Raw genomic sequence first — 25,967 nt, 5'->3', positions numbered from 1 at the left:
GCTCGCTCAGCTCTCCCCGCCCGCGTTGCCGCTCGTGCCGGCCGACACGTCGTGCAGGCGGTACTTGTCGATCGCCTGCTGGGAGAGGCCGCGGTCGACGACGCCCTCCTCGGCGAGCGACTGGAGTGCCCGGACGACGACCGACGGGCCGTCGATCTTGAAGAAGCGACGAGCCGCGGGGCGTGTGTCGGAGAACCCGAAGCCGTCGGCGCCGAGCGTCGCGAAACGCTGCGGAACCCACGGGCGGATCTGATCCTGCACCGCGTGCATGAAGTCGCTGACGGCGATGACGGGACCCTGCGCATCGCGCAGCTTCTCCGTGATGTACGCCGTGCGCGGCTGCTCGCTCGGGTGCAGGAAGTTGTGCTCGTCGGCGGCGAGGCCGTCGCGGCGCAGCTCGGTCCACGACGTCACCGACCACACGTCGGCGATGACGCCCCAGTCGTTCTTGAGGAGCTCCTGCGCCTCCTTCGCCCAGGGCACGCCAACGCCAGACGCGAGCAGCTGCACGCGCGGCCCGTCGCCCTCGCCGACCGAGATGCGGTGGATGCCGCGGACGATGCCCTCGACGTCGACGTCCGCCGGCTCGGCGGGCTGCACGAGCGGCTCGTTGTACACCGTGAGGTAGTACATGACGTTGGGATCGGGGTGGTTGCCGCCGTACATCCGCTCGATGCCGGAGCGCACGATGTGCGCGATCTCGTAGCCGTATGCGGGGTCGTACGACACCGTCGCGGGGTTCGTCGACGCGAGCAGGTGCGAGTGGCCGTCTGCGTGCTGGAGTCCTTCGCCCGTCAGCGTCGTGCGGCCGGCGGTCGCGCCGATGATGAACCCGCGTGCCATCTGGTCGCCCGCGGCCCACTGCGCGTCGCCCGTGCGCTGGAAGCCGAACATCGAGTAGAAGACGTAGATCGGGATGAGCGGCTCGCCGTGCGTCGCGTAGGACGTGCCGGTCGCGGTGAAGGCCGCGACAGCGCCCGCCTCGTTGATGCCGACGTGCAGGATCTGACCCTGGGGGCTCTCCTTGTAGGCCAGGAGGAGCTCTCGGTCGACCGACGTGTAGTTCTGGCCGTGCGGGTTGTAGATCTTGGCGTTCGGGAAGAACGCGTCGATGCCGAACGTGCGCGCCTCGTCGGGGATGATCGGCACGATCCGGTGGCCGAAGTCCTTGGCCCGCAGCAGATCCTTGAGCAGGCGGACGAAGGCCATCGTCGTGGCGACCTCCTGCGTGCCCGATCCCTTCTTGGGAAGGGCGTACGTGTCGTCTCCGGGAAGAGAGAGGCCGACGTGGTGCGAGCGGCGCTCGGGCAGGAAGCCGCCGAGCGCGCGGCGACGCTCGACCATGTACTGGATCGTCTCGTCCTCGGGGCCGGGGTTGTAGTAGGGCGGGACGTACGGGTTCTCTTCGAGCTGGGCATCCGTGATCGGGATGCGCATCGAGTCGCGGAAGTGCTTGAGGTCCTCGAGGGTCATCTTCTTCATCTGGTGGGTCGCGTTGCGCCCCTCGAAGTGGTGGCCGAGACCATAGCCCTTGATCGTCTTCGCGAGGATGACGGTCGGCGCCCCCTTGTGCTCGACGGCCGTCTTGTAGGCGGCGTAGACCTTCTGGTAGTCGAGGCCGCCGCGGCGGAGCTTGCCCCAGATGTCGTCGTCCGACCAGTCCTCGACCATCTTCGCGGTGCGCTCGTCGCGGCCGAAGAAGTGGTCGCGGATGAACTTCCCGTCCTCGGCGCGGTACGTCTGGAAGTCGCCGTCGGGCGTCGTGTTCATGAGGCGCACGAGGGCGCCGTCCGTGTCCTTGTCGAGCAGCTCGTCCCAGCCGCGACCCCACACGACCTTGATGACGTTCCATCCCGCGCCGCGGAAGAAGCTCTCGAGCTCCTGGATGATCTTGCCGTTGCCGCGCACAGGGCCGTCGAGGCGCTGCAGGTTGCAGTTGACGACGTAGATGAGGTTGTCGAGGCCCTCGTTCGCCGCGACCTGGAGCTGGCCGCGGCTCTCGACCTCGTCCATCTCGCCGTCTCCGAGGAACGCCCACACCTTCGCGTCGGACAGGTCCTTGATGCCTCGGTTCGTGAGGTACTTGTTCGTCATCGCCTGATAGATGGCGTTGATGGGCCCGAGACCCATCGAGACGGTGGGGAACTGCCAGTAGTCGGGCATGAGCCGCGGGTGCGGGTACGACGGCAGTCCGAGCGGCGCCTTCGACTTCTCCTGCCGGAAGCCGTCGAGCTGCTGCTCGGTCAGGCGCCCCTCGAGGAACGAGCGGGCGTAGATGCCGGGGGAGGCGTGTCCCTGGATGAAGACCTGGTCGCCGCCCGACGGGTCGTCGAGCCCGCGGAAGAAGTGGTTGAAGCCCACCTCGTACAGAGACGCGGACGAGGCGTACGTCGAGATGTGCCCGCCGACGCCGATGCCGGGGCGCTGCGCGCGGTGCACCGTGAGCGCCGCGTTCCAGCGGATCCAGAGCCGGTACCGACGCTCGATCTCCTCGTCACCGGGGAACTCGGGCTCGTTCTCGGGCGCGATGGTGTTGATGTAGTCGGTCGTCGGCACCTGCGGCACGTTGAGCTGAAGCTCGTGCGAGGTCTGCAGGAGGCTCAGCATGATCTCGCGACCGCGCCCCGGCCCCTTCGCGTCGACGAGCTGCTGAAGCGACTCCTGCCACTCGGAGGTCTCTTCTGGGTCGCTGTCGAGTGGGCCCTGCGAGTACGGATCCTGGTCGTTGACGGTCACGGGGAGACCTTTCGTCGTCTGGCAGGTCGTGCCAGGGAATGCGGCTTCAGGTGCGGCCGGCTTTGTTCAGCACAGACAACGCACCATCCACCAGCTTAGTGAGTCCTCGAGTGTCAGGATGGTCGTCATGACGATCCGGACCGGCGACCAGGCACCCGACTTCACCCTGCCCGCGGCGGCGGGGGGAACCCTCACGCTGAGCGACGCGTGGCGCGGGTCTCCTGTCGTCCTCGTGTTCTTCCCGCTCGCGTTCTCCGGCCGCTGTCAGGCGGAGCTGTGCGAGATCCGCGACAACATCGGGGTGTTCCAGGATGCCGCCGTGCGCGTCATCGGCATCTCGGTCGACAGCCACCACTCGCTTCGCGCGTGGGCCGAGCAGCAGGGGTACGGCTTCGACCTCGTGTCCGACTTCTGGCCCCATGGCGAGGTCGCCGGCGCCTACGGCGTGTTCCTGCGCGATCGAGGCATCGCGGCGCGGGCGAGCTTCCTCATCGACACGGAGGGCGCCGTCCGCTGGAGCGTCGTCACCCCCGACACCACCGTCGTGCGTCCGCTGGACGGCTACCGCGAGGCGCTCGCGACGCTGTAGAGGTGTCCTACGATCGTGCTGTGGGGCGATTAGCTCAGCGGTAGAGCTTCTCCTTTACACGGAGCGGGTCGGCGGTTCGAATCCGTCATCGCCCACGGCATCCCCTGCCACCGCATCCTGCTCGGCGACCTCGCGCCGCGCGGCGTTCGCGGGACCCGAGACCAGGTCGGGAAGAGCGGGGTTGTAGTAGACGGCCGTGTCCTTGCCGAGGCGCGAGCGCCGCTGCGAGTACGCGAAGTAGATCGCGAAGCCGATGACGAGCCAGATCACGAAGCGCAGCCACGTCTCGACCGTGAGGTTGAGCATGAGGTACGTGCAGATGATCGCGGACAGCGCGGGAAGCCACGGGTTCAGCGGCACACGGAACGCGCGCGGCAGATCCGGCCGGCGGCGGCGCAGCGCGATGACGCCGACGGACACGAGGACGAACGCCGACAGCGTGCCGATGTTCACCATCTCCTCCAGGATGCCGATCGGCGTGAAGCCGGCGACGACGGCCACGACCGCGGTCACGACGATCGAGATGACCCACGGCGTGCGATAGCGGGGGTGCACCTTCGCGAGCCGCTGCGGCAGCAGCGCGTCGCGCGACATCGCGAAGATGATGCGCGTCGCGCCGATGAGCAGCGTCAGCACGACGGTGGTGAGCCCGGCGACGGCCCCGGCCGAGATGAGCGTGGCCATCCACGCCTGGCCGTGATACGCGAAGGCGTTGGCGAGGGCCGCTGCGGGGTCCAGCTCGTCGTACGACACCATTCCGGTGACGACGAGCGCGACGGCGCAGTACAGGACGGTGCAGATGACGAGCGACGCGATGATCCCGATCGGGAGGTCGCGCTGCGGATTCTTCGTCTCCTCGGCGGTGGTCGCGACGACGTCGAACCCGATGTACGCGAAGAAGACGAGCGCCGCGCCGGCGAAGATGCCGCCGACTCCGAACGCGGCGGGCTCGATGCCCGAGAGGAACTGGAGAAGCGGCTGCGTGAGTCCCGTCCCGGTCTCGCGGGGCGCGGCATCCGGGACGAACGGCGAGTAGTTCGCGGGATTGACGAATTGGATGCCCGCGACGATGACGAACAGCACGATGAAGATCTTCACCGCCACGAGCACGAGGTTGACCCGCAGCGACTCCTTGATGCCGAAGGTCATGAGGCCCCCGAGCACGACGACGAGGAGGATCGCCATGAGATCCACGGTGCCGCCGTAGCCGATCGCATCGGGGATGTGGATGCCGAGCTGGTCGAGGAACAGCCCGAGATACGCGCTCCATCCCTGCGCCACGACACTCGCGCCGAGGAACATCTCCAGGATGAGATCCCATCCGATGATCCACGCGAACAGCTCTCCGAGCGACGCGTACGAGAACGTGTAGGCCGAGCCCGAGACCGGCACGGTCGACGCGAACTCCGCGTAGCACATGGCGGCGAGGCCGCACGCGATCGCGGCGACGACGAAGCTGACGACGATCGCCGGTCCTGCGACCTCGTGGGCCGCCCGTCCCGTGAGCGTGAAGATCCCCGCGCCGATCACGACGCCGACGCCGAAGACGGTGAGGTCGAGCGCGCTGAGCGACTTCTTGAGCCGGAACTCCGGCTCGTCGGTGTCGGCGATCGACTGCTCGACCGATTTCGTCCGCATGAGATTCATCGCATCAACCCCTCGTCCGCAACAGTGCCTGAATGCTAGACCCGCGCGTGCGGGCTCCGACACCCCGCCCGGTCCGGCGCTCCCGTCAGCGCCGAGCGACGAGGCCGATCGCCCCGCCGTCGCCGCACGGCTGCTCGCACCGCGACGCCGGGAGGTAGTTTGGACACGTGAACGCCAGCCCCGCCGACCAGCGCCGACTCCTCGACATCGCCGACCTCGACGCGCGCATCCGCCAGACGGAGCACACGCGCAAGAACCCGCCGCAGGCAGGACGCGTGCACGAGCTGCTCGCGCGACGGCAGGAGCTGACGCAGGAGCTCACGGCCCGTCTCGGCGCGCGCGACGACCTTCGCGCGGAGCTCAGCCGCATCGAGTCCGATGTCGCGGTGGTCGATGCGCGCAGCGCGCGCGATCGCGAGCGGCTTGCGGCATCCTCCAACCCGAAGGAGGCGCAGAGCCTCGAGAGCGAGCTCGCGTCGCTCGCACGTCGCAAGAGCGATCTCGAGGACGGCGAGCTCGAGGTCATGGCTCGGCTGGAGCTGGCAGACGCGGCCGTGGCGGAGCAGGAGGAGCTCATCGCCGCGACGAACGCCGAGGGCACGGAGCTGAGCGCCCAGGGCAAGCGCATCGTCGCGGAGGCGACGGCGAGCCTCGAGCAGGCGACGCGCGATCGGGCGGCGATCGCTCAGGGCGTCTCCGCCGACCTCCTCGGCCTCTACACGAAGGTCGCGTCTCGCAGCGCGGGCGCTGCGCTCCTGCGGCGCGGGACGTGCGAGGGATGCCGCATGGTGCTCTCGGGCACCGACATCCAGTCGCTGCGCCAGGCCGCGGAGGACGCCGTCGTGACGTGCCCCGAGTGCGGCTGCATCCTCGTGCGCACGGAGGAGTCCGGGCTGTGAGCCGGACGCCCCGGGACGACGTGCGCCCCGGCGGACCGTCCGACCGTCCCGTCGGGCGCGATGCCTGCCGTGGACAGCGCTGACGCCGCGACCTGGGTCGTCCTGGGCCGGACGGAGGACGGGGTCGCGGCAGCGCTCCTCGACGCGGAGGGCGTCGAGCTCGGACGCCGCGCCCTGACCGCGAACGGCCGGCTCGAGTGGATCGCTCGCGTCGAGGCGGACGCCGCCCCGCGGTGGGTGTGGCACGACACGCCGGCGTGGTACGCCGAGCTCCTCGCGGCCGGCATCCGCGTCGCGCGATGCCACGACCTGCGGCTGTGCCATGCGATCCTGCGGGACTCCTCGCTCGTCCACGACGACGCCGGACTGCGAGCGGCACGGCAGTGGGATGCCGCCGCCCTCGTCGATGCGGTCGCGGGCGCGCCGGCGCTGTTCGAGATCGAGGCCGACACGGCGGCGGGTCCGACGACGCTGCCCGACCGGCTCGAGGACGCCCTCGCCGAGTTCGCGAGGCAGCGCAGGGCCGCCGCGGCCGCCTCGGAGCCAGGTCGGCTTCGCCTGCTCCTCGCCGCAGAGTCGGCGGGTGCCCTGGTGGCGGCCGAGCTTCGCGCTGCCGGGCTGCCATGGGATGCCGCGGTGCACGACCGGATCCTCACCGAGGTACTGGGACGACGCCCGGCCGGAGGCGGAAACCCCGCCCGCGTCGACGAGCTCGCGGCGCGCGTGCGCGACGCCCTCGGGGATCCCTCGGCGAGTCTCGACTCGCAGCCGAAGCTCCTTCGCTCGCTGCATCGCGTCGGGGTGCTGGTCGAGTCCACGTCGAAGTGGGAGCTGGCCGAGCAGCGGCATCCCGTCATCGCTCCGCTCCTGGAGTACAAGCAGCTGATGCGACTGCTCACCGCGAACGGCTGGACGTGGCTGTCGGAGTGGGTCCATGACGGCAGGTTCCGTCCCGTCTACGTGCCCGGCGGGGTCGTGACAGGGCGCTGGGCGTCATCCGGAGGCGGCGCGCTGCAGCTTCCTCGGCGTCTGCGTGAGGCCGTGCGCGCCGATCCCGGCTGGCTCTTCGTCGTCGCCGACGTCGCCCAGCTGGAGCCGCGCGTCCTGGCCGCGATGTCACGCGACACGGCCCTCGCCGACGCGGCACGGGGTCGCGACCTCTACGCGGGAGTCGTCGCCGCGGGGGCCGTGACGACCCGCTCGGAGGCCAAGATCGCGATGCTCGGAGCCATGTACGGCGCGACGACGGGCGACAGCGGCCGGCTTGTGCCCCGCCTGCGGCGGACCTTCCCGCGCGCGATGGCGCTCGTCGACGAGGCCGCGCGCACGGGGGAGGACGGCGGAGTCGTGCGCACGTGGCTCGGGCGCACGGCGCCGGCTCCCTCGCTGCAGTGGTCGGCGGCGCAGTCGCAGGCCACGGAGGCCCAGGCCTCTCAGGCGGACGAGACGCGCGCACGGCGCTGGGCGCGTGACCGGGGCCGGTTCACGCGCAACTTCGTCGTCCAGGGGACCGCCGCCGAGTGGGCGCTCGCCTGGCTCGCCGACCTGCGCACGCGGCTCGCGGACATGGCCCCCGTCGGGGCTCAGGATGCCGCCCCCCGCTCGGGACCGGCCTTCGCGACGCGGCCGCACCTCGCCTTCTTCCTCCACGACGAGGTCATCGTCCACACGCCTGCCGCTCGCGCGGAGGAGGTCGCCGAGGCCGTTCGGGCGTCGGCAGCGGCAGCCGGTCGGCTGCTGTTCGGGGACTTCCCGCTGGACTTCCCGCTCGACCTGCGCATCGCGCCGACGGCGCTCAAGGAGTGACGCTCAGCCTCCCGTGGCGCTCAGCCCGCGCACGCTGCGGAGAAGGCGTCGTCGACCGACACGTCCCGCAGCAGAGGAGTCGTGAGCAGCACGGGCGCCACATCGCGCGGATCCGCCATCGTGAACCGCGCCTCGACGACGGTGGTGCCGCCGGGAGCGATGTCGACCCGAGCGAGCGACGACGGGAATCCGGCATCCACGACGTTCGTCGACGGCGCGAGTTCGCCGTCCCGCGTGACGCCGCCGAAGAACGAGCCCGGCGGCGCGGCGACCGTGACGTCGAGCGCGATGTGACCCGGCTCCGTCCCCTCCAGACCGCCGCCTGTGACCCACCAGGGGAACTCCGCGCCGGCGTCTGCGGGCGCGATGTTCGTGAGGAGCACGCGCACCACGACGTCGCGTCGACCGTCCGGCCGGCACTCGACCGATCCGATCCCGGCATCCGCCTCGAGGAAGATGCCCATCTTGCCCGCCGTCGCATCGTTCAGATACAGCGCGAAGCCGTCCGCGCCCGCAGCGGTGTGGCGTGCAGCGGGCCCCGCCAGCGCGCCGTCCGCGAGCAGCCTCTGTTCATCGTCGTGAGCGCTCCAGACCGAGAGCCGTCCCTCGTCGATCACGGGCGCCAAAGCCTCGATCCACGCCAGGATGTCGATTCCGCCGGACATCACGTGGGAGAGGACGGTCTGCGTGACGCCCTGCTGGAACTCGGTCTGCGCATCGCGGTCGAGCTCGAAGTACGCGTCGACGGCGACTCGTTGCACGAGGTTCGCCGAGTCGACCTCGGACCCGTCGGCGAGCGTGACGGGACCCGTCACCTCCAGGAGCGCGGCCAGCACACGGGGGTCCAGCGAGACGACGGCGTCAGGTGCGGTGCCCGAGTGCTCCTGCCACCACGCCGAGGCGAGGCGCGCTGCGAGCGTGAAGTCGGCGGGCATCGACGTGTTGGGCACGAAGCGGCCCACGACGTCGCCATAGAGCGCGACGGTCGAGTCGGGGATGGGCACGATGGGTTCGGCGCGGCCAGGGAAGACGCCCGAGTCGGCCTGCGCGACGAGCGAGAGCCTGCCGTCGTCGGCCTCCAGCAGGGCGAACGCACCCGTGACGCCGCCTCCTGTGCGCGGCTCGGCAGGATTCTGCAGAACGAACAGGATGCTGCGCGCGCCCTCCGCGCCCAGGATCCCGGGCAGCACCTCGGCCGCGCGCGACAGCGAGGTGACGAGGGGAGACGCTTGCGCGATCGCCGACGAGAGCCGGCTCACGCCGTCCGCGAGGGGAGCGAGGAGCTGGTCGCCGTGGATCCCGCTCAGCTCCCGGTCGGCGGTCGCGAGCGCGGACGCGGCGCCCGCGAGCGGCTGCTGAGCCCGTTCGACGAGTGCGAGATCGAAGCCGTCGGCCTCGGTGTCATCGTCGTGCTGGACGTCCGCCGCGAGCTCGAGCATGGGTCCGACGGCGGATGTCGAGACCGCGGACAGGTTCGCGGCGACGGTCCGCACGGCGCCGAAGTTGGGCCCCAGCACGGGCATCGCCTGGGCGACTCCCCACGCGGGGTCGCGCGTCAGCGTCCACGCGGCGGACGCATGGCTCGCGAGCGTGTCTGCTGCGCGGCCGAGGCGATCGAGGTCCCGGGCATCCGCCGCGTCGACGAGGTCGCCCGCGACCGGGACGAGCGCCTCGAGCTCACCCTTCGCGAGATACGCACGCACCCCGACCCATGCGAATCCGGCGACCAGCACCGCCAGGAGCGCGCCGCAGACCGCGACAAGCGTCCGCGTGCTCAATCGCGGCACGACGACCCGCTCAGAGTCGGCCGCGGGCCCGTCGACGCACGGCCACGAGGACCACGCCGAGCACCACGATCACGCCGCCGGCGATCCCGAGCGGCACCACGGCGGCAGACACGCCCGTCGCGGGCAGCGAGCCGCCGCGGGGATCCGTCGCGCAGAGCGGCGTCGTGGGCGGATACGACAGCGCGACCGCAAGCTCCGGGTTGACCTGGATCGACGCTGTGATCGCACCGCGGGTCCAGCGGAAGTTGCCGTCCGTCTCGACCCACTGGCCGCCGACGAACTCCCACCCGGGCCAGCCGTCGGCGACGCCTCGGGAGTCGACCGACGCTCCGGGCCACAGCACGGAGCCCTCGAGATGGTTGTCCTGGAGCTCGCCGAGCTCGACCGTCGTGCTGTGGGTGCCGTCCGACAGCACGAGTCTGGCCGTGTGGCCCGTCGAGATCGAGTCGGGGTCGACGAGGGTGACGGAGAAGTGGATCCACGGGACGTCGTGCTCGCATTCGCCGACGGCCGTGGAGCCCGCGAGTGTCGGGGTCCGCGGTTCGGTCGGCGTGTAGCCGTCGTCGGTCTGCACGGGCTCCGGCTGCACTTCGGCCGCGTTCGGCACGGGCGCCGCAGACGCGGCGGCGGGTGCTGCGAGCAGGATGAGCATGGCGGCAGAGATCGCCGCAAGTGACTTGCGCATGGTGCTAAGCCTCCCCAAAGGCCCCTCGACCTCTCCCCAGTGGGAGGTCGTGGTTCAGGGCCAGGGTACTACAGGCTGGGGGCGACCCTCGCAGCCGGGGATGCCCGGCGTGCTCGGAGGTGGCTCGGCTAGACTCGCCCACGCGAATGGGTCGGCCGGACGGTCGCGTCGCGGGCGGTTCGCCGTCTCGCGCCGAGGAACGTCCGGGCTCCATAGGGCAGGGCGGTGGGTAACACCCACCCGGAGCGATCCGCGAGACAGTGCCACAGAGAGCAGACCGCCGGGGCTTCGGCTCCGGTAAGGGTGAAAGGGCGGTGTAAGAGACCACCGGGGTCGTGGTGACACGACCCGCACGGCAAACCTCGCCCGGAGCAAGGCCAGACAGGGGATGACGACGCGGCCCGCCGAGTCCCCGGGTAGGCCGCTGGAGCGGCACGGCAACGTGTCGCCGAGAGAGATGACCGTCGATGGGGCTCACGCCCCGGAACAGAACCCGGCGTACAGGCCGGCCCATTCGCCCCCTCGAGGCGACGCCCGCTCGAACCGCTCGCCTCAGCCCAGGGCGAGCGCGGCGGCCCCGATGATCCCCGCGTTGTTGCGGTGCACGGCAGGCACGATCGGCGTGCCGAGCGTGAGCAGCGGCAGGAACTCCTGGGCGTTCTTCGACACTCCGCCGCCGACGATGAACAGGTCGGGTGAGAACAGGAACTCGATGTGGCTGTAGTACCACTGCAGCCGCTTCGCCCACTTCTCCCACGTGAGGCTCTCCCGCTCCATGACGGAGTAGGCGGCGTAGGCCTCGGCATCCTTCTGCCGCTTCGCCCCCTGCACGTGCCCGAGCTCCGAGTTGGGCACCAGCACGCCGTCGTAGATGAGAGCGGAGCCGATGCCCGTGCCCAGCGTCGTCAGGATGACGAGCCCGTCGACATCCTTCGCCGCGCCGTAGCGCACCTCCGCGATGCCCGCGACGTCGGCGTCGTTCGCGAAGTGGATCTCGCGGCCCAGCCCGTCCTCGAAGAACTTCTCGGCCTCGAATCCGATCCACGCGTCGGACACGTTCGCCGCCGACAGCGTGCGCCCGTGCTTCACGATCGCGGGGAACGCCACGCCGAGCGGGATGCCGTGGTCGTCCGTCGCGCCGAGCGTGTCGAGCACCTGCGTGACGGCGCGGAGCACGTCTTCCGGCTCGGCTCCCGCAGGCGTCGCGACCTTCACCCGATCGCTCACGAGCACACCCGCGTCGAGATCCACGATGCCCGCCTTGATGCCCGTGCCGCCGATGTCCACGCCGACCGCGCGCGCCGCCCCTGATGCCATGCGCTCAGCCTATCCAGACCCGTGCGACCGATCAGTAGGATCGACGAGAGCGCGCCCCGACGAGGAGGACCCGGCATGACGAACGACAGCGAGAAGTACTGGTACAACCTCAGGACGGGCGCGGTCGAGAAGGGGTTCGAGTCGCCTTCCGTCGATCGAGCAGGCCCGTTCGACACGCCCGAGGATGCCGCGAACGCCCTCGGGATCATCCGTGAGCGCTCCAAGGCGTGGGCCGAGGAGGAAGCCCGTGACGACGAGTGGACGTCGTCGGATGACGCGGCCGACGACACCGGCGGCGACCACTAGTCTGGGACGGCGACCGGCACCGGAGAGGATGCGATGGACAAGCAGCGTGACTTCGTTCTGCGGACGATCGAGGAGCGGGGTGTCAAGTTCGTCCGGCTCTGGTTCACGGATGTCATCGGCACGCTCAAGTCGGTGGCGATCGCACCGGCCGAGGTCGAGGGGGCGTTCGCCGAGGGCCTCGGCTTCGACGGCAGCGCGATCGAGGGTCTGACCCGCTCGTACGAGTCGGACCTGCTCGCGCACCCCGACCCGACGACGTTCCAGACGCTGCCGTGGCGCGGCGAGATCGACCCGACGGCGCGCATGTTCTGCGACATCACGACGCCCGACGGCCAGCCCGCCGTCGCCGATCCGCGGCACGTGCTCAAGCGCACGCTCGCGAAGGCCGCCGACGCCGGCTTCACGTTCTACACGCACCCGGAGATCGAGTTCTACCTGCTGAAGTCCTCGCAGTTCGGGCCCGATGGGCCCGAGCCTGTGGACTCCGCCGGCTACTTCGACAACGTTCCCGGCGGCACGGCACACGACTTCCGGCGTCGATCGGTGCGGATGCTGGAAGACCTGGGGATCTCGGTCGAGTACAGCCACCACGAGGGCGGCCCGGGGCAGAACGAGATCGACCTGCGCTATGCCGACGCGCTCGCGACGGCCGACAACATCATGACGTTCCGCACCGTCATCAAGGAGGTCGCGATCGAGCAGGGCGTCTACGCGACGTTCATGCCGAAGCCCCTGAGCGGCAAGCCCGGCAGCGGCATGCACACGCACATGTCGCTGTTCGAGGGCGACGTCAACGCCTTCTACGAAGAGGGGGCGCAGTACCAGCTGTCGAAGGTGGGCCGGCAGTTCATCGCGGGGCTCCTCCGCCACGCCAATGAGATCGCGGCCGTCACGAACCAGTTCGTCAACTCCTACAAGCGCCTGTGGGGCGGCGACGAAGCGCCTAGCTTCATCACGTGGGGCCACAACAACCGCTCCGCACTCGTGCGCGTCCCCCTCTACAAGCCGAACAAGGGCCAGTCCTCGCGCGTCGAGTACCGCGCCGTCGACTCGGCCGCAAATCCCTACCTCGCCTTCGCGCTCATGCTCGCCGCGGGTCTGAAGGGCATCGAGGAGGGCTACGAGCTTCCTCCCGAGTCGGAGGACAACGTGTGGTCTCTGACGGATGCCGAGCGCCGCGCTCTCGGGTACGCACCGCTGCCGGCGAGCCTCGACCACGCCCTCGAGCACATGGAGGAGTCCGAGCTCGTCGCCGAGACCCTCGGCGAGCAGGTGTTCAACTACGTTCTGCTGAACAAGCGCAAGGAATGGCAGGAGTACCGCTCGCAGGTCACGCACTTCGAGCTCAAGAGCAATCTCGAGATGCTGTAGAGCCCGCACGCGAGACGATGTCCACGAGCGAACGCTCCAGCGCCCTCACCGACCTCGCTCGGCGCGGGTTCGGCCGGCTCGAAGCGGCGGAGGCCCTGCTCGTCGAGCTCCAGGAGAGCCTCGGCCTCGGGCGGGACGAGCTCGCCGAGGACGCAGCGGGCGCGGCGGATCCGGATGCCGCGCTCGGCGCCCTCGCACGCATCGCTCGGCGGGACGCGGCATCCATCACGGCCCTCCGCGGCGACGAACGCGGCTGGCGCGCCATGTGGGCGCTCCTGGGCGCGTCGACGGGGTTCGCCGACTTCTTCCTGCGCCATCCCGAGGAGCTGACGCACCTCGTCGGTGCGGGCGCCGAGCTCCCGTCGGCCGACGAGATGCGCACGACGCTCCTCGAGTCCGTCGGCGCCGTGGAGGGATTCGCGGCACGGGGCGGCGAGGAGTCGTGGGTCGCGCTCCGTGTGCGCTATCGACGCATGCTGGCACGCATCGCCGCCTACGACCTGCTCAGTCATTCGCCCGTCGACGAGGTCGCGGCCGTGGCGGCTCGGCTCGCGGATGCCGCAGGCGCGGCGCTCGAGGCATCCCTCGCCGTCGCGCGCACGCGCGTCTCCGTCGGGGGAGCGGGAGTGGGGCTCTTCCCGCGCGAGCAGGTCGCGGCGACACAGCTCGCGATCATCGGCATGGGCAAGACGGGCGCCCGCGAGCTCAACTACGTGAGCGACGTCGACGTCATCTTCGTCGGCGGCGCCTCCGAGCCGCTCTTCGAGGAGATCGGCGAGAGCCGCGTCGTAGACATCTCGACCCGACTCGCGGTGCAGACGATGCGTGGCATCTCCGGCGCCGAGATCGAGCCGCCCCTGTGGGAGGTCGACGCCAATCTTCGTCCGGAGGGCAAACAGGGCGCGCTCGTGCGCACGCTCGAATCGCACCTGTCCTACTACGACCGCTGGGCCAAGAGCTGGGAGTTCCAGGCGCTCCTGAAGGCGCGCCCGATCGCCGGCGACTCCGCCCTCGGCGACGCGTATGTGCAGGCCGTGCAGCCCAAGGTGTGGACCAGCGCGGCCCGCGAGAACTTCGTCGACAGCGTGCAGCGCATGCGCGAGCGGGTGACGGAGCACCTCCCTCCCGATGATGTGCCGTATCAGCTCAAGCTCGGGCCGGGTGGCATCCGAGACGTCGAGTTCACGGTGCAGCTGCTCCAGCTGGTGCACGGGCTCACGGACGAGCGAATCCGCCAGCGCGGCACCCTCGAGGCGCTCGACGCCCTCGTCGCGGAGGGATACATCGGCCGCGCCGACGCCGCCGCGTTCGCGCGCGACTACCGGCTGCTGCGGCTCCTCGAGCACCGCGTGCAGCTCAGGCAGCTGCGTCGCACGCACCTGATGCCGTCGCGTCCCGAGGAGCTTCGGGTGCTCGCGAGGGCGACGGGGCTCGCCGAGACGGGTGAGGCCGTGTGGGATCGGTGGGAGGCCGTCAAGCGTGAGGTGCGCGACATCCACGTACGGCTCTTCTACCGCCCGCTCCTGTCGGCCGTCGCGGCGCTCTCGGCGGACGAGCGTGTGCTCTCGACCGAGCAGGCGCACGATCGCCTCGCCGCCATCGGGTTCGCCGACCCCGCAGGCGCGCTGCGGCACATCGCGTCGCTGACGAGCGGGCTCAGCCGCAAGGCCACGATCCAGCGGCATCTCATGCCCGTCATGATCCGGTGGTTCGCCGACGGCGTCGACCCCGACTACGGCCTGCTCGCCTTCCGCCGCCTCAGCGAACGGCTCGGCGACACCCCCTGGTTCCTGAGGATGCTCCGCGACTCCTCCGGTGCCGCCGAGAGCCTCACGCGCGTGCTGTCCGGCTCGCGATACGTCGGCGAGCTCATGGAGTGGATCCCCGAGTCGGCGGCCTGGCTCGATGATCCCGACCTCCTCGCGCCGCGCTCGGGCGTCGCCCTGCAGGCCGAGGCGCGGGCGATCCAGACCCGGCACGAGACGATCGAGGACGCGATGCGCTCCGTCCGGGCGCTGCGCAGGAGGGAGCTCCTGCGCACGGCGATGGCGGCTCTGCTCGGCGCCATCACGGTCGAGCAGCTCGCCCAGTCGCTCACGACCATCACCGAGGTCACGATCCAGGCCACGCTGAGAGCCGTGCGGCGCGAGGTCGTCCCGCCCGAGGATGACGGCCTCGACTTCTCGGTGATCGCCATGGGACGCTTCGGCGGCCAGGAGCTCGGCTTCGGCTCGGATGCCGATGTCATGTACGTGTACCGGCCGAACGGCGTCGATCCGCAGCGTGCGCACGAGCTCGCACTTCAGCTCGTGGCCGAGCTGCGCCGCCACTCGGACGATCGGCGCCTGCCCCTCGAGCTCGACGCCGACCTGCGCCCCGAGGGCCGCAACGGCCCGGTCGCCCGCTCGCTCGAGGCCTACGCGGAGTACTACCGCCGCTGGTCCCTGTCGTGGGAGGCCCAGGCTCTCCTCCGGGCTCGCGGAGTGGCAGGGAGCGTCAAGCTCATCAGGGCCTTCACGGCGCTCGCCGACGAGGTCCGATATCCGCGGTCCGTCGATCCGCAGGCCCTGCGCGAGATCAAGCGCATCAAGGCCCGGGTCGAGAACGAGCGGCTCCCGCAGGGCGTGGACCCACGCCGCCATCTCAAGCTGGGCCCCGGCGGCCTCAGCGATGTCGAGTGGCTCGTGCAGCTCATCCAGCTCGAGCATGCCCACCACGTGCCCGGGCTGCGCACGACGTCCACGATGGCGGCTCTGCGCGCGGCGCAGGAGGCCGGGTTGATCCCCGCCGCCGCCGCCGACCGTCTCGCGGACGCCTGGCGCCTGGCGAGCCGGCTGCGCTCGGCCAACACGGTCCTGTCGGGTCAGACGAGCGACGTCATGCCGACGGACCGAGCCAAGCTCGACGGCATCGGGCGATTGCTGGAATACCCCCCGCGATCGGCGACACAGGTCGAAGAGGACTGGATGGGCGCTTCGCGCCGTGCGCGCCGCGCCTTCGAGAAGCTGTTCTACGGGTAGGTGCCGTCTCGTCGCTCGCGCCCCGCCGGCCTCGTGTCATGCGACGGAGTTCCGCCTCGTCGGGCGCAGCGTCCGCGGCGGGCAGGCTCGGATGCCGTCACGCGCGGCGGATGAGGTGCCACAGCTGGGCGTACGCCCGCGCCGGCTCCGATGTCGGAGCGTAGGCGCCGAGCGGCGCGCGCGCATCGCCCATCCGCTCGACGACGACCGTGGCGGGAACGTAGACGTCGCTGATCTGGCTGTCCTCGCGCGGGAGCCGGTCGGTCGCCGCCACGTGCGTGCGCTTGCGGCGGTCGACCTGGTTGAGGAATCCGACGAGTGCGACCCTGCGGGAGGCGCCGCGGATGATCTCGCGAACCTGCTCGAGCGAACGGAGGCCCAGTGCGGACGGGAGGAGGGGGAGCACAACGACATCCGCGGCCCGCACGGCATTCTCGGCGACGAGGGATGCACCGGGCGGGCAGTCCAGGATGATGACGTCGTATGCCTTCTGGAGCGGCTTGAGAGCCGCGGCCAGGCGCGTCTCGGACTTCTTCTCGGCGCCGAGCGCGAGCTCGAGGTCGCGGTACGACTCGTCGGCGGGAAGCACGTCGATCCTGTCGACCTGGGACTCGCGGATCGCCTTGTGCGCGGGCTGCTTGCCTCTCACGAGCGCGTCGACACCACCGCGAAGGCGCGGCTTGACCCGCAGCAGCCAGGTCGAGGCCGCCTGCGGGTCCAGGTCCCACAGCAGCACGGAACGCCCTTCGGAAGCGGCCTGCCACGCGAGATTGACGGCGGCCGTGGTCTTGCCGACGCCGCCCTTCGTGCTGTACACGGCGATGACCTTGGCGCTCACGCCTTCATCCTGTCATGTCGCCGTCCGCCGCCGACCCGTCGATGTCGAGTCGATCGCGACGGGCGCAGGAAACAGAAGAGGGACCCCGGTCGGCCGGGGTCCCTCGTCGTGCTGGAACGGGTCAGACGCCGTAGTACAGCTCGTACTCGAACGGGTGCGGACGTTGTGCGAGCGGCTTGATCTCGTTCTCGACCTTGTACTCGATCCACGTGTCGATGAGCTCCTGCGTGAACACGCCGCCCTCGAGCAGGAACGCGTGGTCGGCCGCGAGCGCGTCGAGCGAGTCCTGCAGCGAGTTCGGCACCTGCGGGATGCCCTTGGCCTCCTCGGGGGGAAGCTCGTAGAGGTCCTTGTCGACCGGCTCGTGCGGCTCGATGCGGTTCTTGATGCCGTCCAGGCCCGCCATGAGCTGCGCCGCGAACGCGAGGTACGGGTTGCCCGAGGCATCCGGCGCGCGGAACTCGATGCGCTTCGCCTTGGGGTTCGAGCCCGTGATCGGGATGCGGATCGCCGCCGAGCGGTTGCCGGCCGAGTAGACGAGGTTGACGGGAGCCTCGAAGCCCTTCACCAGGCGGTGATAGCTGTTCAGCGTCGGGTTCGTGAACGCGAGGACCGCGGGCGCGTGCGCGAGGATGCCGCCGATGTACCAGCGGGCGATGTCGGACAGGCCGCCGTAGCCCTTCTCGTCGTAGAACAGCGGCGTGCTGCCGTTCCACAGCGACTGGTGCGTGTGCATGCCCGAGCCGTTGTCGCCGAAGAGCGGCTTCGGCATGAACGTGGCGGTCTTGCCCCACAGCTCGGCCGTGTTCTTGACGATGTACTTGAACTTCAGGATGTCGTCCGCCGCGTGGACCATCGTGTCGAAGCGGTAGTTGATCTCGGCCTGACCGCCCGTGCCCACCTCGTGGTGCGCGCGCTCGAGGATGAGACCGCCCTCGATGAGCTTGAGGCTGATGTCATCGCGCAGGTCGGCCTGCTTGTCGACGGGCGAGACGGGGAAGTAGCCGCCCTTGTAGGGGGTCTTGTTGCCCAGGTTGCCACCCTCTTCGACGCGGCCCGTGTTCCAGGCGCCCTCCTCGGAGTCGACGGAGTAGAAGCTGGAGTTCTGCTTGACCTCGTAGCGGACGTCATCGAAGATGTAGAACTCCGCCTCGGGGGCGAAGTACGCCGTGTCGGCGATGCCCGTGGACGCGAGGTACTTCTCGGCCTTCTTCGCGACCTGGCGAGGGTCCTTCGAGTAGATCTCGCCGTTGCGGGGGTTGTAGATGTCGAAGACCATGATGAGGGTCTTCGCCTCGCGGAACGGATCGAGGTATGCCGTCGACACATCCGGGATGAGCTGCATGTCCGACTCGTGGATGTTGGCGAAGCCGCGGATCGAGGAGCCGTCGAAGAGCTGGCCGACCGTGAAGAACTCTTCGTCGACGGTGCTGGCCGGGATGTTGAAGTGCTGCTGCACGCCAGGAAGGTCCGTGAAACGGATGTCGAGGAACTTCACGTCCTCGTCCTTGATGAACTTCAGCACCTCGGATGAATCTTTGAACATGAAGACTCCAGGAGGTAGGGCATCGGGAACTGCTGACCCGCGACGCGCGGGTCGACTCGACCGTATCGAGAGGGCATTGCCCGGCAGTATCCCGCATGTTTCAGGGATGTTACGCCTCCGCCGATAGGCTGGTCCGGTGCCCGATCCGCTTCCTGAGAACACGTATCCCGGAGAGCGGATCGGCCTTCCCGCGACGGGCCCGGGGAGCATCGCCAAGGTCGGCCGGCGCATCGGCGCACTGGCGATCGATCTGGCGTCGTCGGCGCTGATCGCGTATGCGTTCTTCCCCGTCGTCGACCCGACGACCGATGGGCGCTTCGCCAATCCGCTGGCGTCGAACCTCGTCTTCTTCGCCATCCAGGTGCTGTTCATCCCGACGCTCGGGGGCAGCCCCGGTCACCGCATCCTCGGGATGCGGGTGACCCGCCTCGGCGGCGGCTGGACAGGTGTCTGGCGACCCGCGCTGCGGACTCTGCTGCTGTTCCTGGTCATCCCCGCGGTCATCTGGAACGCCGATCATCGCGGCCTTCACGATCAGGCCGCGGGCACGGTGCTCGTCAGGTCGTGAGGCGTGCTCGTCCGGTCGTGAGGTCGGCAGATCCGAAGGGAGCGGAGCTCAGCGGGGGCGCGGTGCCCGGACCTTCGTGGGGTCGACGCCCTTCGGGATCGGGAGCGACGCGAGGCCCTGCGAGACCGAGTCGATGCGCTTGATGACCGCTGCCATGGTCGCGCGGTCGACCTTCTTCGGGAGCGCCTTGATGGCCGGCGCGAGCTTGGCGATCGGCACTTCGTCGTCGCCGTGGCCGACGTAGAACACGGTGACCGGGACTCCCGACGCGACGCGCTGCACCTTCGAGCGTTCTTCGTTGACGAGCCGCGTCAGGCGGCCGCGCGCTCCTTCGCCCACGATCGCGACGCCGCCGCGGCCGATGGCGCGGTAGACGGCCTCCTGCGTCTTCGGGTTCACGCCGACGGGCATCTCGCTGCCCTGCCAGTTCCGTCCGAGCGACGTCGAGAGGACGTGACCTGCGGCCCCCGGCATCCCGTCGAGCTTCTTGTACATCGCCTTCGTGGACATGCGCGTCATGGCCATGAGCGACGCGAGCACGCCCAGGAGAAGACCCGTGACGGCCCACAGGATGACGGCCCAGATCGCGAAGGGCGGGATGAGGAACCCCGCGAGGATGCCGACGCCGACTCCCGCGAGGAGGATCGCACCGAGCAGCAGCGGCAGCCACCGGAACTCCTGCTGCGTGAAGGTGTACAGGGTGCGGAGCTGGGAGAAGAATCGCGGACGCTTCTCGGGTGCGGTGCTGCGGGCTGCCATGTGCTCCAGCCTACCTTTCCCGTCGTCTCCTCCCCATCGCGGGATGCCCGCCCGCTGTCCCCGGACGTGGGTTCACAGGCCGCCCGGAGCGGCAGGCTCGCACACGCTCGACGGGTGACGACAGCCTCAGACGACCGGCTTCTGCGCGGCCTCCGCGTCATCAGGCGGGTAGGCCCGCCGACCGAGTACCCCTGGTCTGGACTGCTCGCGGTCATGCCGTCGGGCGAGAGCCGCGTACTCGTCGACGTCGACGCCTTCGAGGACGGCTGGCCGGGGTGGGATGCCGCGCCCGGAGGTCACGTCGTGGCGCCCCTGGACGTCCTGCGAGTGAGCCGCGGGCACCTCGCCGTCCTGCCTCTGTGCGTGGAACGGCTCGACGATGTCGTCGCCCGCCGCGACGCGAGCGGTGCGACGCTCACGGACGGGGAGCGCCTGACGGTCGCGGTCAGCCTCGTGCGGGGCCTCGCAGAGCTCGCGACGTATGCGAGCGCCGACGCGACAGGCGCCTGGTGGGTGACGAGCGACGCCCGTCCCGTGTTCGCACCTGCTCCGCACGGCCAGAGCGCCGCCGCGAGCACCGAGGCCCTCCTGCGCCGTCTCGCCGCGGCGTCCGAGCGGCTCGGTGCCGCGCTGGAGGCGGCGGCCGGTCTCGTGACCGAGCCGTCGCGGGTCGCGCGCGAGGCAGAGCGGATCGAGGAGGGGCTCTTCGCCGCAGCGACGCCCGAACCTCTCGCACTCACCGTGTTCTCGCCGCGGCAGGCACGAGCGCTGTCGGTGCACCGCGAGACCGGCGACGCCATCCTGGACGAAGAGGCGCCGGGAGGAGGCCTGTTCCACCACCTCGCCCGACACGTCGACTCCGATCTCGCGGATCTCGCCTCCCGCGCCACGACCGCGGTGTGGCGCGCCTTGCACAGACGCCCACGCGAGCGGCGCGCAGGACCCTGGGTCGCGGCCGGCGTCCTCGTGGCCGCGATCGTCGGCGGCGCCGCGCTCCTTCCCTCCGCAGCCGATGAGCCGACATCCGCGGCATCACCGACTCTCGAGCCCGGACAACGCGTCCCTTCAGCATCGTCGTCGGATGACGAGGACCCGCCTCAGCCGCAGGTCGGCGGCGACCTCGAGTCGATCGCGTCAGCGCTCCTCGAGGCGCGACTCGCGTGCCGCGACGACGTCGCGTGCCTCGGCTCCGTGCTCGCCGAACCCAGTGCGTCCCTTCCCCCCGGCGCGATCGATCTCGCCGCGACTGCGCGGACGATCACTCTTGTCGACGAGTTCGGCGGTGCGGCCGTGCTGCGTGTCGCGGCGAACGACGGCGCGCAGCCCGCTCAGCTCGTCGTCGTCATCCGGGAGGACGAGAGATGGCTGCTCCGCGACGTGCACGACGTCGCGGAGCAGCCATCATCGTGATCAGGGTCAGATGCCGACGTTTCCGTCGAAGGCGGCCGTCTCGAGGCGCGACTTCAGCGCGCCCAGGAACCGCGCCGCGTCTGCACCGTCGATGATGCGGTGGTCGTACGACAGTGCGAGGTACACGTAGGAGCGGATGCCGATCGCGTCGACGCCTCCCGCCGAGACCACGCCGGGCTCCTTGACGACGGCACCCGTGCCGAGGATCGCCGACTGGGGGAGGAAGACGACGGGCGTGTCGAACAGCGCGCCGCGCGATCCCGTGTTGGTGACCGTGAAGGTGCCGCCCGCGAGCTCGTCCGGCTTCAGCTTGTTGTCGCGCGTACGCGCGGCCAGATCGGCGATCTCCGCCGAGATCTGCGCGAGCGTCTTGCCCCCGGCATCCCTCAGGACGGGCGTGAGCAGACCGCGTTCCGTGTCGACGGCGATCGAGATGTTCTCGGTCGCCGGGTACACGATGTTCGTGCCGTCGACCGTGGCGTTGACGATCGGGTACGCCTGCAGCGCCTCGGCGGCGGCCAGCACGAAGAACGGCAGGAACGACAGCTTGCCGCCCGTCTTGGCGACGAAGTCCTTCTGCACGGCTGTGCGGAACGACGCCACTGCGGTGACGTCGACCTTCACGACCGTCGTCAGCTGCGCGGTCTGCTGCATCGAGGCGACAGCGCGCTCTGCAAGGACCTTGCGCAGGCGCGAGAACGGCTGGGTGGTGCCGCGCAGCGGCGAGACCTCCACGGCCGCGGGGGCGGGCGCGGCCGGCGCGGCGGGCGCCGCCGCCGCGGGCGCGGCCTTCGCGGCCTCGGCGGCCTTGAGGACGTCCTCCTTGCGGATGCGTCCGCCGACTCCCGTGCCCGTGACGGTCGACAGGTCGACGTTCTGCTGCTGTGCGAGGCGGCGCACGAGCGGGGTGACGTAGGCGATGCTGTCGTCATCCGCGACGGCGGCAGGAGCCGAGGCCGTCACGGCGGGCGCGGGGGCGGGAGCAGCGGGTGCGGGAGTCGCGGCCGCAGGCGCGGGAGCAGCAGGCGCCGGGGCGGGCGTGGTGGCCACGGGCGCCGCAGCCGCGGGAGCGGCAGGCGCGGGAGCAGCAGGCGCGGGAGCAGCAGGCGCCGCGGCGGGAGCGGGGGCGCCATCGCCGATGCGGGCCAGGACGGCGCCAACCGCCACGGTCTCGTCCTCCTTCACGAGGATCTCCTGCAGCGTGCCTGCGACAGGCGACGGGATCTCGGTGTCGACCTTGTCGGTCGAGATCTCGACGAGGGGCTCGTCGACCTCGACCTGGTCGCCGATCTGCTTGAGCCAGCGGGTGACGGTGCCCTCGGTGACGCTCTCGCCGAGCTCCGGGAGGGCGACGTCCTTTCCGCCCGACGCGGCGGGCGCGGCGGCCGGGGCCGGCGCCGCGGGCGCCTCGGCGGGGGCGGCGGGCTCAGCAGCGACGGCGGGAGCCGCCTCGGCGGGAGCTGCGGGGGCCTCGGGGGTCTCGGCCGCGGGCGCGGGAGCCTCGGCGGGAGCGGCGGAGCCGTCGCCGATCTTGGCGAGGACGGCTCCGACCTCGATCGTCTCGTCCTCCTGCACCAGGATCTCTTCGATGACGCCGCTGACGGGGGAGGGGATCTCGGTGTCGACCTTGTCCGTCGAGATCTCCACGAGCCCCTCGTCGGCCTGTACGGTTTCGCCGACCTGCTTCAGCCAGCGGGTGACCGTTCCCTCTGTGACGCTCTCGCCGAGCGCGGGAAGGACCACGGAAGTGCTCATGGGCTTGTCTCCTTCAGGATGCCGATGTCTTGTCTAGCTTAGTGATGCCGTCGGGCAGGGTTGGTCAGAGTGCGTGCAGCGGCTTGCCCGCGAGCGCGAGGAACGCCTCGCCGAGAGCCTCGCTCTGGGTCGGATGCGCGTGGACGAACGGGACGATGTCCTCGGGATGCGCCTCCCAGCCGACGACGAGCTGACCCTCCGTGATGAGCTCGCCGACGCGGTCGCCGACGAGGTGCACCCCGAGGACCGGACCGTCCTTGAGCCGGACGACCTTGACGATGCCGCTCGTGCCGAGGATCTCGCTGCGGCCGTTGCCGGCGAGGTTGTACTCGTACGCGACGACGCCGTCGGCTCCGTGAGCCTCGACGGCTGCGGCCTCCGTGAGCCCGACGGAGGCGACCTCGGGGCTCGAGTACGTCACCTTGGGGATCTGCACGTCCGGGATGACGACGGGCTGCAGGCCCGCGATCTCCTCCGCGACGAAGATGCCCTGCTGGAATCCGCGGTGGGCCAGCTGAAGCCCGGGCACGACGTCGCCGACCGCCCACACGTGCGCAACGCTCGTGCGCAGCCGTTCGTCGGTCACGACGAACCCTCGGTCGAGGACGACGCCGGCCTGCTCGTATCCGAGTCCGGCCGTCGTCGGGCCTCTGCCGACGGCGACGAGCAGGTAGTCCGCCTCGAAGCTCTTGCCGTCCTCGAGAGTCACGGTCACGGCATCCGCTGTCTGCGTCGCAGAGGCGAAGCGCACGCCGAGCGAGGACGCGATGCCCCGCCGGCGGAACGCGCGTTCGAGCGCCTTGCTCAGCGCGACGTCCTCGTTGGGCACGAGGTGGTCGAGCGCTTCGACGATCGTCACGTCCGCGCCGAACGACCGCCAGACGCTCGCGAACTCGACGCCGATGACGCCGCCGCCGAGGATCACGACGCGCCGGGGGATCTCGGGCAGCTCGAGCGCGTGCTCGCTCGTGAGGATCCGTCCGCCGATCTCCAGACCCGGAAGGGACCGGCTGTACGAGCCTGTCGCCAGCACGACATCCGTCCCGCGGTACAGGTCGTCGCCGACGCGCACGGCCGGGCCCCCCTCGAGCCGGCCCGTGCCCGCGACGACGGTGATGCCGCGCGCCTTGACGAGACCCTCGAGACCCTTGAACTTCTTCGCGACGATGCCCTCGCGGTACTTGCGGACACCATCGGGGTCGACGCCTTCGAAGGACGCCCTGATGCCGAAGTCCGCGGCATCCCTCGTCGTCTCGACGACCTCCGCGGCGTGCAGGAGCGCCTTCGTCGGGATGCAGCCGCGGTGCAGGCAGGTGCCCCCGACCTTGTCCTTCTCGATGAGCGCGACAGACTTGCCGAGCTCCGCCGCGCGCAGCGCCGCGGCATAGCCGCCGCTCCCGCCTCCGAGCACGACCAGGTCGAAGGACCGCTCGCTCACCGGGCAGCCGCCTCGCCGACGAAGCGGATGAGCGACCTCACGGTCGCGCCCGTGGGGCCCTTCTCGGTGAAGCCGTACGCCCCGCCCTTGTTCCAGCCGACGTTGGCGATGTCGAGGTGCACCCACGGGATGCGCGGAGAGTCCTCGTCGTCCGCGGTGCGGCCGACGAAGTGCTGCAGGAAGAGCCCTGCGAACAGGGAGCCGCCGTTGGGGTCTCCGATCTTCGCGTTCTGCAAATCGGCGATGGGGGAGTCGAGCTCCTCCACCATGTGCGCGGGAAGCGGCAGATGCCACGCGAGCTCGTCGACGGATGCCGCGGCCGCGAGGTAGTCCGCGACCGCCGCGTCGTCGCCCATGACGCCTGTGTGACGCGTCCCGAGCGCGATCGTGATGGCGCCCGTGAGCGTCGCGACGTCGACGATGAGGTCGGGGTGCTCGCGGCTGGCCGCGACGAGGCCGTCGGCGAGGACGAGCCGGCCCTCGGCATCCGTGTTGAGCACCTCGACAGTCGTCCCGTCGAGCATGCGCAGGACGTCTCCAGGGCGCGTCGCGTGGCCGGACGGCATGTTGTCGGCGACGCACAGCCAGCCGGAGACGTGGACGGGAAGCCCGAGCGTCGCGATCGCGCGGACCACGGCGAGAGCCGTCGCCGCGCCGCACATGTCGTACTTCATGCCCACCATGGATGCCGCGGGCTTGAGCGAGAGCCCGCCCGTGTCGAACGTGATGCCCTTCCCGACGAGCGCGATGTGACGCTCCGCGCCCTCGGGCGCGTAGTCGAGGTGCACGAGGCGAGGGGGCCGGTCGGATCCCTGGCCGACGCCGAGGATGCCGCCGTAGCCGCCGGCACGAAGCGCCTCCTCGTCGAGGACCTCGACCTCGACGGGAAGTCCTTCGAGCGCCTCGACCGCCTTCGCGGCGAAGTCCGCGGGGCCGAGCCACTCTGCAGGGATCGAGACGAGATCCTTCACGAGCGCGACGGCGGATGCCGCAGCCTCGACGCCCCTGAGGTCGACGGCGTCGGCTGAGTCCGAACCGTGCACGATCACGCGCGACGCGCGCGCCTTGGGCGTCTCGGACTTGTACCCGTCGAAGCGGTACCCGCCGAGGGTCGCGCCCTCCGCCGCGGCCTGCAGCAGCGCCGCATCCGCGCCGGGAACGGCGATCGAGACCGTCGCGAACCCCGTCAGCGTGCGAAGCGCCGCGCCGATCGCATCTCGGACGGCAGCGGCATCCGGCGCCGGTCCCGTGCCCGCGACGGCGAGCGGCTTCTCGGCGCTCTCGGGCGCGTACACGCGCTGGAAGGACGACGCCGCGCCCGTGAAGCCCGTCGCGAGGAGGGCGTCGCGAAGCCCCGGCCAGTCGTCGAGCGACGGCGAGTCTTCCTTGTCGAGGGGCGGGAGCGCCAGCAGGAGCGCGTCCGCGTCTGATTCTCGGAGGGGTGCGGGTGTGAACTCGAGGTCGGGAAGCGACATGTCCTCCATCCTAGA

The 25,967-nt window shown here is 70.5% G+C and carries 19 protein-coding genes, 1 tRNA gene and 1 other RNA gene; 10 read left to right on the top strand and 11 right to left on the bottom strand.

Annotated features, from left to right (window positions below; all coding sequences use genetic code 11):
- Window positions 1-6: 6 nt before the first annotated feature.
- The gene (gene aceE / locus FHS08_RS14535; protein WP_167040663.1) at window positions 7-2,736 is read right to left on the bottom strand and encodes a pyruvate dehydrogenase (acetyl-transferring), homodimeric type; all 2,730 of its coding nucleotides are present in this window, start codon (window positions 2,734-2,736) and stop codon (window positions 7-9) included.
- Between the two features lie 127 nt (window positions 2,737-2,863).
- Between aceE and FHS08_RS14530 the strand changes: the two genes are divergently transcribed.
- Both FHS08_RS14530 and FHS08_RS14525 read left to right on the top strand, forming a co-directional pair.
- Entirely contained in the window at window positions 2,864-3,325 is a 462-nt protein-coding gene (locus FHS08_RS14530; RefSeq protein WP_167040660.1) for a peroxiredoxin, read from the top strand.
- Between the two features lie 23 nt (window positions 3,326-3,348).
- Window positions 3,349-3,420: transfer RNA gene (locus FHS08_RS14525), tRNA-Val, on the top strand.
- On the opposite strand, the gene FHS08_RS14520 is transcribed toward FHS08_RS14525, so the two are convergent.
- Window positions 3,380-4,972: an amino acid permease gene (locus tag FHS08_RS14520; protein WP_167041809.1), complete on the bottom strand. Its 1,593-nt coding sequence runs from the start codon at window positions 4,970-4,972 to the stop codon at window positions 3,380-3,382. The two genes, FHS08_RS14525 and FHS08_RS14520, sit on opposite strands and share 41 nt — an antisense overlap.
- 167 nt (window positions 4,973-5,139) lie before the next feature.
- Here FHS08_RS14520 and FHS08_RS14515 point away from each other — a divergent pair, with 167 nt between their 5' ends.
- Window positions 5,140-5,871: a CT398-like coiled coil hairpin domain-containing protein gene (locus tag FHS08_RS14515; RefSeq protein WP_167040657.1), complete on the top strand. Its 732-nt coding sequence runs from the start codon at window positions 5,140-5,142 to the stop codon at window positions 5,869-5,871.
- A 60-nt stretch (window positions 5,872-5,931) separates the two neighbouring features.
- Complete coding sequence (locus tag FHS08_RS14510; RefSeq protein WP_167040654.1) at window positions 5,932-7,677, top strand: bifunctional 3'-5' exonuclease/DNA polymerase; 1,746 nt, start codon at window positions 5,932-5,934, stop codon at window positions 7,675-7,677.
- A 20-nt stretch (window positions 7,678-7,697) separates the two neighbouring features.
- Here the strand turns inward: FHS08_RS14510 and FHS08_RS14505 are convergent, their stop codons facing one another.
- Both FHS08_RS14505 and FHS08_RS14500 read right to left on the bottom strand, forming a co-directional pair.
- Window positions 7,698-9,464 (bottom strand): DUF4012 domain-containing protein, encoded by a 1,767-nt coding sequence (locus FHS08_RS14505; RefSeq protein WP_167040651.1) that lies wholly within the window; start codon window positions 9,462-9,464, stop codon window positions 7,698-7,700.
- A 10-nt stretch (window positions 9,465-9,474) separates the two neighbouring features.
- Window positions 9,475-10,149 (bottom strand): LPXTG cell wall anchor domain-containing protein, encoded by a 675-nt coding sequence (locus tag FHS08_RS14500; protein ID WP_167040648.1) that lies wholly within the window; start codon window positions 10,147-10,149, stop codon window positions 9,475-9,477.
- 147 nt (window positions 10,150-10,296) lie between these two features.
- On the opposite strand from FHS08_RS14500, the gene rnpB reads away from it, so the two are divergent.
- Window positions 10,297-10,666, top strand: an RNA gene (gene rnpB / locus FHS08_RS14495) — RNase P RNA component class A.
- Between the two features lie 35 nt (window positions 10,667-10,701).
- Here the strand turns inward: rnpB and ppgK are convergent.
- On the bottom strand, window positions 10,702-11,466 hold the full coding sequence (gene ppgK, locus FHS08_RS14490; protein ID WP_167040644.1) for a polyphosphate--glucose phosphotransferase: 765 nt from the start codon (window positions 11,464-11,466) through the stop codon (window positions 10,702-10,704).
- A 75-nt stretch (window positions 11,467-11,541) separates the two neighbouring features.
- On the opposite strand from ppgK, the gene FHS08_RS14485 reads away from it, so the two are divergent.
- From FHS08_RS14485 to FHS08_RS14475, 3 genes are read left to right on the top strand one after another with little or no spacing between them, the layout of a single operon-like run.
- Complete coding sequence (locus FHS08_RS14485) at window positions 11,542-11,772, top strand: SPOR domain-containing protein (RefSeq protein WP_167040641.1); 231 nt, start codon at window positions 11,542-11,544, stop codon at window positions 11,770-11,772.
- Window positions 11,773-11,805: 33 nt separating this feature from the next.
- Complete coding sequence (gene glnA / locus FHS08_RS14480; protein ID WP_167040638.1) at window positions 11,806-13,143, top strand: type I glutamate--ammonia ligase; 1,338 nt, start codon at window positions 11,806-11,808, stop codon at window positions 13,141-13,143.
- Between the two features lie 17 nt (window positions 13,144-13,160).
- Window positions 13,161-16,163, top strand: a complete 3,003-nt coding sequence (locus FHS08_RS14475; RefSeq protein ID WP_167040635.1) for a bifunctional [glutamine synthetase] adenylyltransferase/[glutamine synthetase]-adenylyl-L-tyrosine phosphorylase — start codon at window positions 13,161-13,163, stop codon at window positions 16,161-16,163.
- A 97-nt stretch (window positions 16,164-16,260) separates the two neighbouring features.
- On the opposite strand, the gene FHS08_RS14470 is transcribed toward FHS08_RS14475, so the two are convergent.
- Both FHS08_RS14470 and glnA (FHS08_RS14465) read right to left on the bottom strand, forming a co-directional pair.
- A complete protein-coding gene (locus FHS08_RS14470) occupies window positions 16,261-17,001 on the bottom strand; it encodes an AAA family ATPase (RefSeq protein WP_167040632.1) in 741 nt (246 codons plus the stop codon).
- A 121-nt stretch (window positions 17,002-17,122) separates the two neighbouring features.
- Complete coding sequence (gene glnA / locus FHS08_RS14465; RefSeq protein WP_167040629.1) at window positions 17,123-18,547, bottom strand: type I glutamate--ammonia ligase; 1,425 nt, start codon at window positions 18,545-18,547, stop codon at window positions 17,123-17,125.
- Between the two features lie 136 nt (window positions 18,548-18,683).
- Here glnA (FHS08_RS14465) and FHS08_RS14460 point away from each other — a divergent pair, with 136 nt between their 5' ends.
- Window positions 18,684-19,115: an RDD family protein gene (locus FHS08_RS14460; RefSeq protein ID WP_167040626.1), complete on the top strand. Its 432-nt coding sequence runs from the start codon at window positions 18,684-18,686 to the stop codon at window positions 19,113-19,115.
- 48 nt (window positions 19,116-19,163) lie between these two features.
- Here the strand turns inward: FHS08_RS14460 and FHS08_RS14455 are convergent, their stop codons facing one another.
- Window positions 19,164-19,874: a DUF4191 family protein gene (locus tag FHS08_RS14455; RefSeq protein ID WP_167040623.1), complete on the bottom strand. Its 711-nt coding sequence runs from the start codon at window positions 19,872-19,874 to the stop codon at window positions 19,164-19,166.
- Between the two features lie 114 nt (window positions 19,875-19,988).
- Here FHS08_RS14455 and FHS08_RS14450 point away from each other — a divergent pair, with 114 nt between their 5' ends.
- Complete coding sequence (locus FHS08_RS14450; RefSeq protein WP_167040620.1) at window positions 19,989-21,284, top strand: hypothetical protein; 1,296 nt, start codon at window positions 19,989-19,991, stop codon at window positions 21,282-21,284.
- Window positions 21,285-21,290: 6 nt separating this feature from the next.
- Here FHS08_RS14450 and sucB read toward each other — a convergent pair whose 3' ends face one another.
- From sucB to FHS08_RS14435, 3 genes are all read right to left on the bottom strand, one after another.
- Window positions 21,291-23,039, bottom strand: a complete 1,749-nt coding sequence (gene sucB / locus FHS08_RS14445) for a 2-oxoglutarate dehydrogenase, E2 component, dihydrolipoamide succinyltransferase (RefSeq protein WP_167040616.1) — start codon at window positions 23,037-23,039, stop codon at window positions 21,291-21,293.
- A gap of 64 nt (window positions 23,040-23,103) precedes the next feature.
- Window positions 23,104-24,477, bottom strand: a complete 1,374-nt coding sequence (gene lpdA / locus FHS08_RS14440) for a dihydrolipoyl dehydrogenase (RefSeq protein WP_167040613.1) — start codon at window positions 24,475-24,477, stop codon at window positions 23,104-23,106.
- Entirely contained in the window at window positions 24,474-25,952 is a 1,479-nt protein-coding gene (locus FHS08_RS14435) for a leucyl aminopeptidase (protein WP_167040610.1), read from the bottom strand. The genes lpdA and FHS08_RS14435 overlap by 4 nt, the downstream gene beginning before the upstream one ends.
- Window positions 25,953-25,967 lie beyond the last annotated feature (15 nt).

Source organism: Microbacterium ulmi, assembly GCF_011759705.1.
Classification (GTDB): Bacteria; Actinomycetota; Actinomycetes; order Actinomycetales; family Microbacteriaceae; genus Microbacterium; species Microbacterium ulmi.
The sequence above is the reverse complement of the archived record's forward strand: the minus strand, read 5'-3'. Positions and strand labels throughout refer to the sequence as shown.

Bases quoted from the DNA above. Each gene is read 5' to 3' on its own strand.
- FHS08_RS14530 (WP_167040660.1), top strand. From the start codon at position 2,864: ATGACGATCCGGACCGGCGACCAGGCACCCGACTTCACCCTGCCCGCG.
- FHS08_RS14520 (WP_167041809.1), bottom strand. From the start codon at position 4,972: ATGAATCTCATGCGGACGAAATCGGTCGAGCAGTCGATCGCCGACACC.
- FHS08_RS14510 (WP_167040654.1), top strand. From the start codon at position 5,932: ATGCCTGCCGTGGACAGCGCTGACGCCGCGACCTGGGTCGTCCTGGGC.
- FHS08_RS14500 (WP_167040648.1), bottom strand. From the start codon at position 10,149: ATGCGCAAGTCACTTGCGGCGATCTCTGCCGCCATGCTCATCCTGCTC.
- ppgK (WP_167040644.1), bottom strand. From the start codon at position 11,466: ATGGCATCAGGGGCGGCGCGCGCGGTCGGCGTGGACATCGGCGGCACG.
- FHS08_RS14485 (WP_167040641.1), top strand. From the start codon at position 11,542: ATGACGAACGACAGCGAGAAGTACTGGTACAACCTCAGGACGGGCGCG.
- glnA (WP_167040638.1), top strand. From the start codon at position 11,806: ATGGACAAGCAGCGTGACTTCGTTCTGCGGACGATCGAGGAGCGGGGT.
- FHS08_RS14475 (WP_167040635.1), top strand. From the start codon at position 13,161: ATGTCCACGAGCGAACGCTCCAGCGCCCTCACCGACCTCGCTCGGCGC.
- glnA (WP_167040629.1), bottom strand. From the start codon at position 18,547: ATGTTCAAAGATTCATCCGAGGTGCTGAAGTTCATCAAGGACGAGGAC.
- FHS08_RS14455 (WP_167040623.1), bottom strand. From the start codon at position 19,874: ATGGCAGCCCGCAGCACCGCACCCGAGAAGCGTCCGCGATTCTTCTCC.
- sucB (WP_167040616.1), bottom strand. From the start codon at position 23,039: ATGAGCACTTCCGTGGTCCTTCCCGCGCTCGGCGAGAGCGTCACAGAG.
- FHS08_RS14435 (WP_167040610.1), bottom strand. From the start codon at position 25,952: ATGTCGCTTCCCGACCTCGAGTTCACACCCGCACCCCTCCGAGAATCA.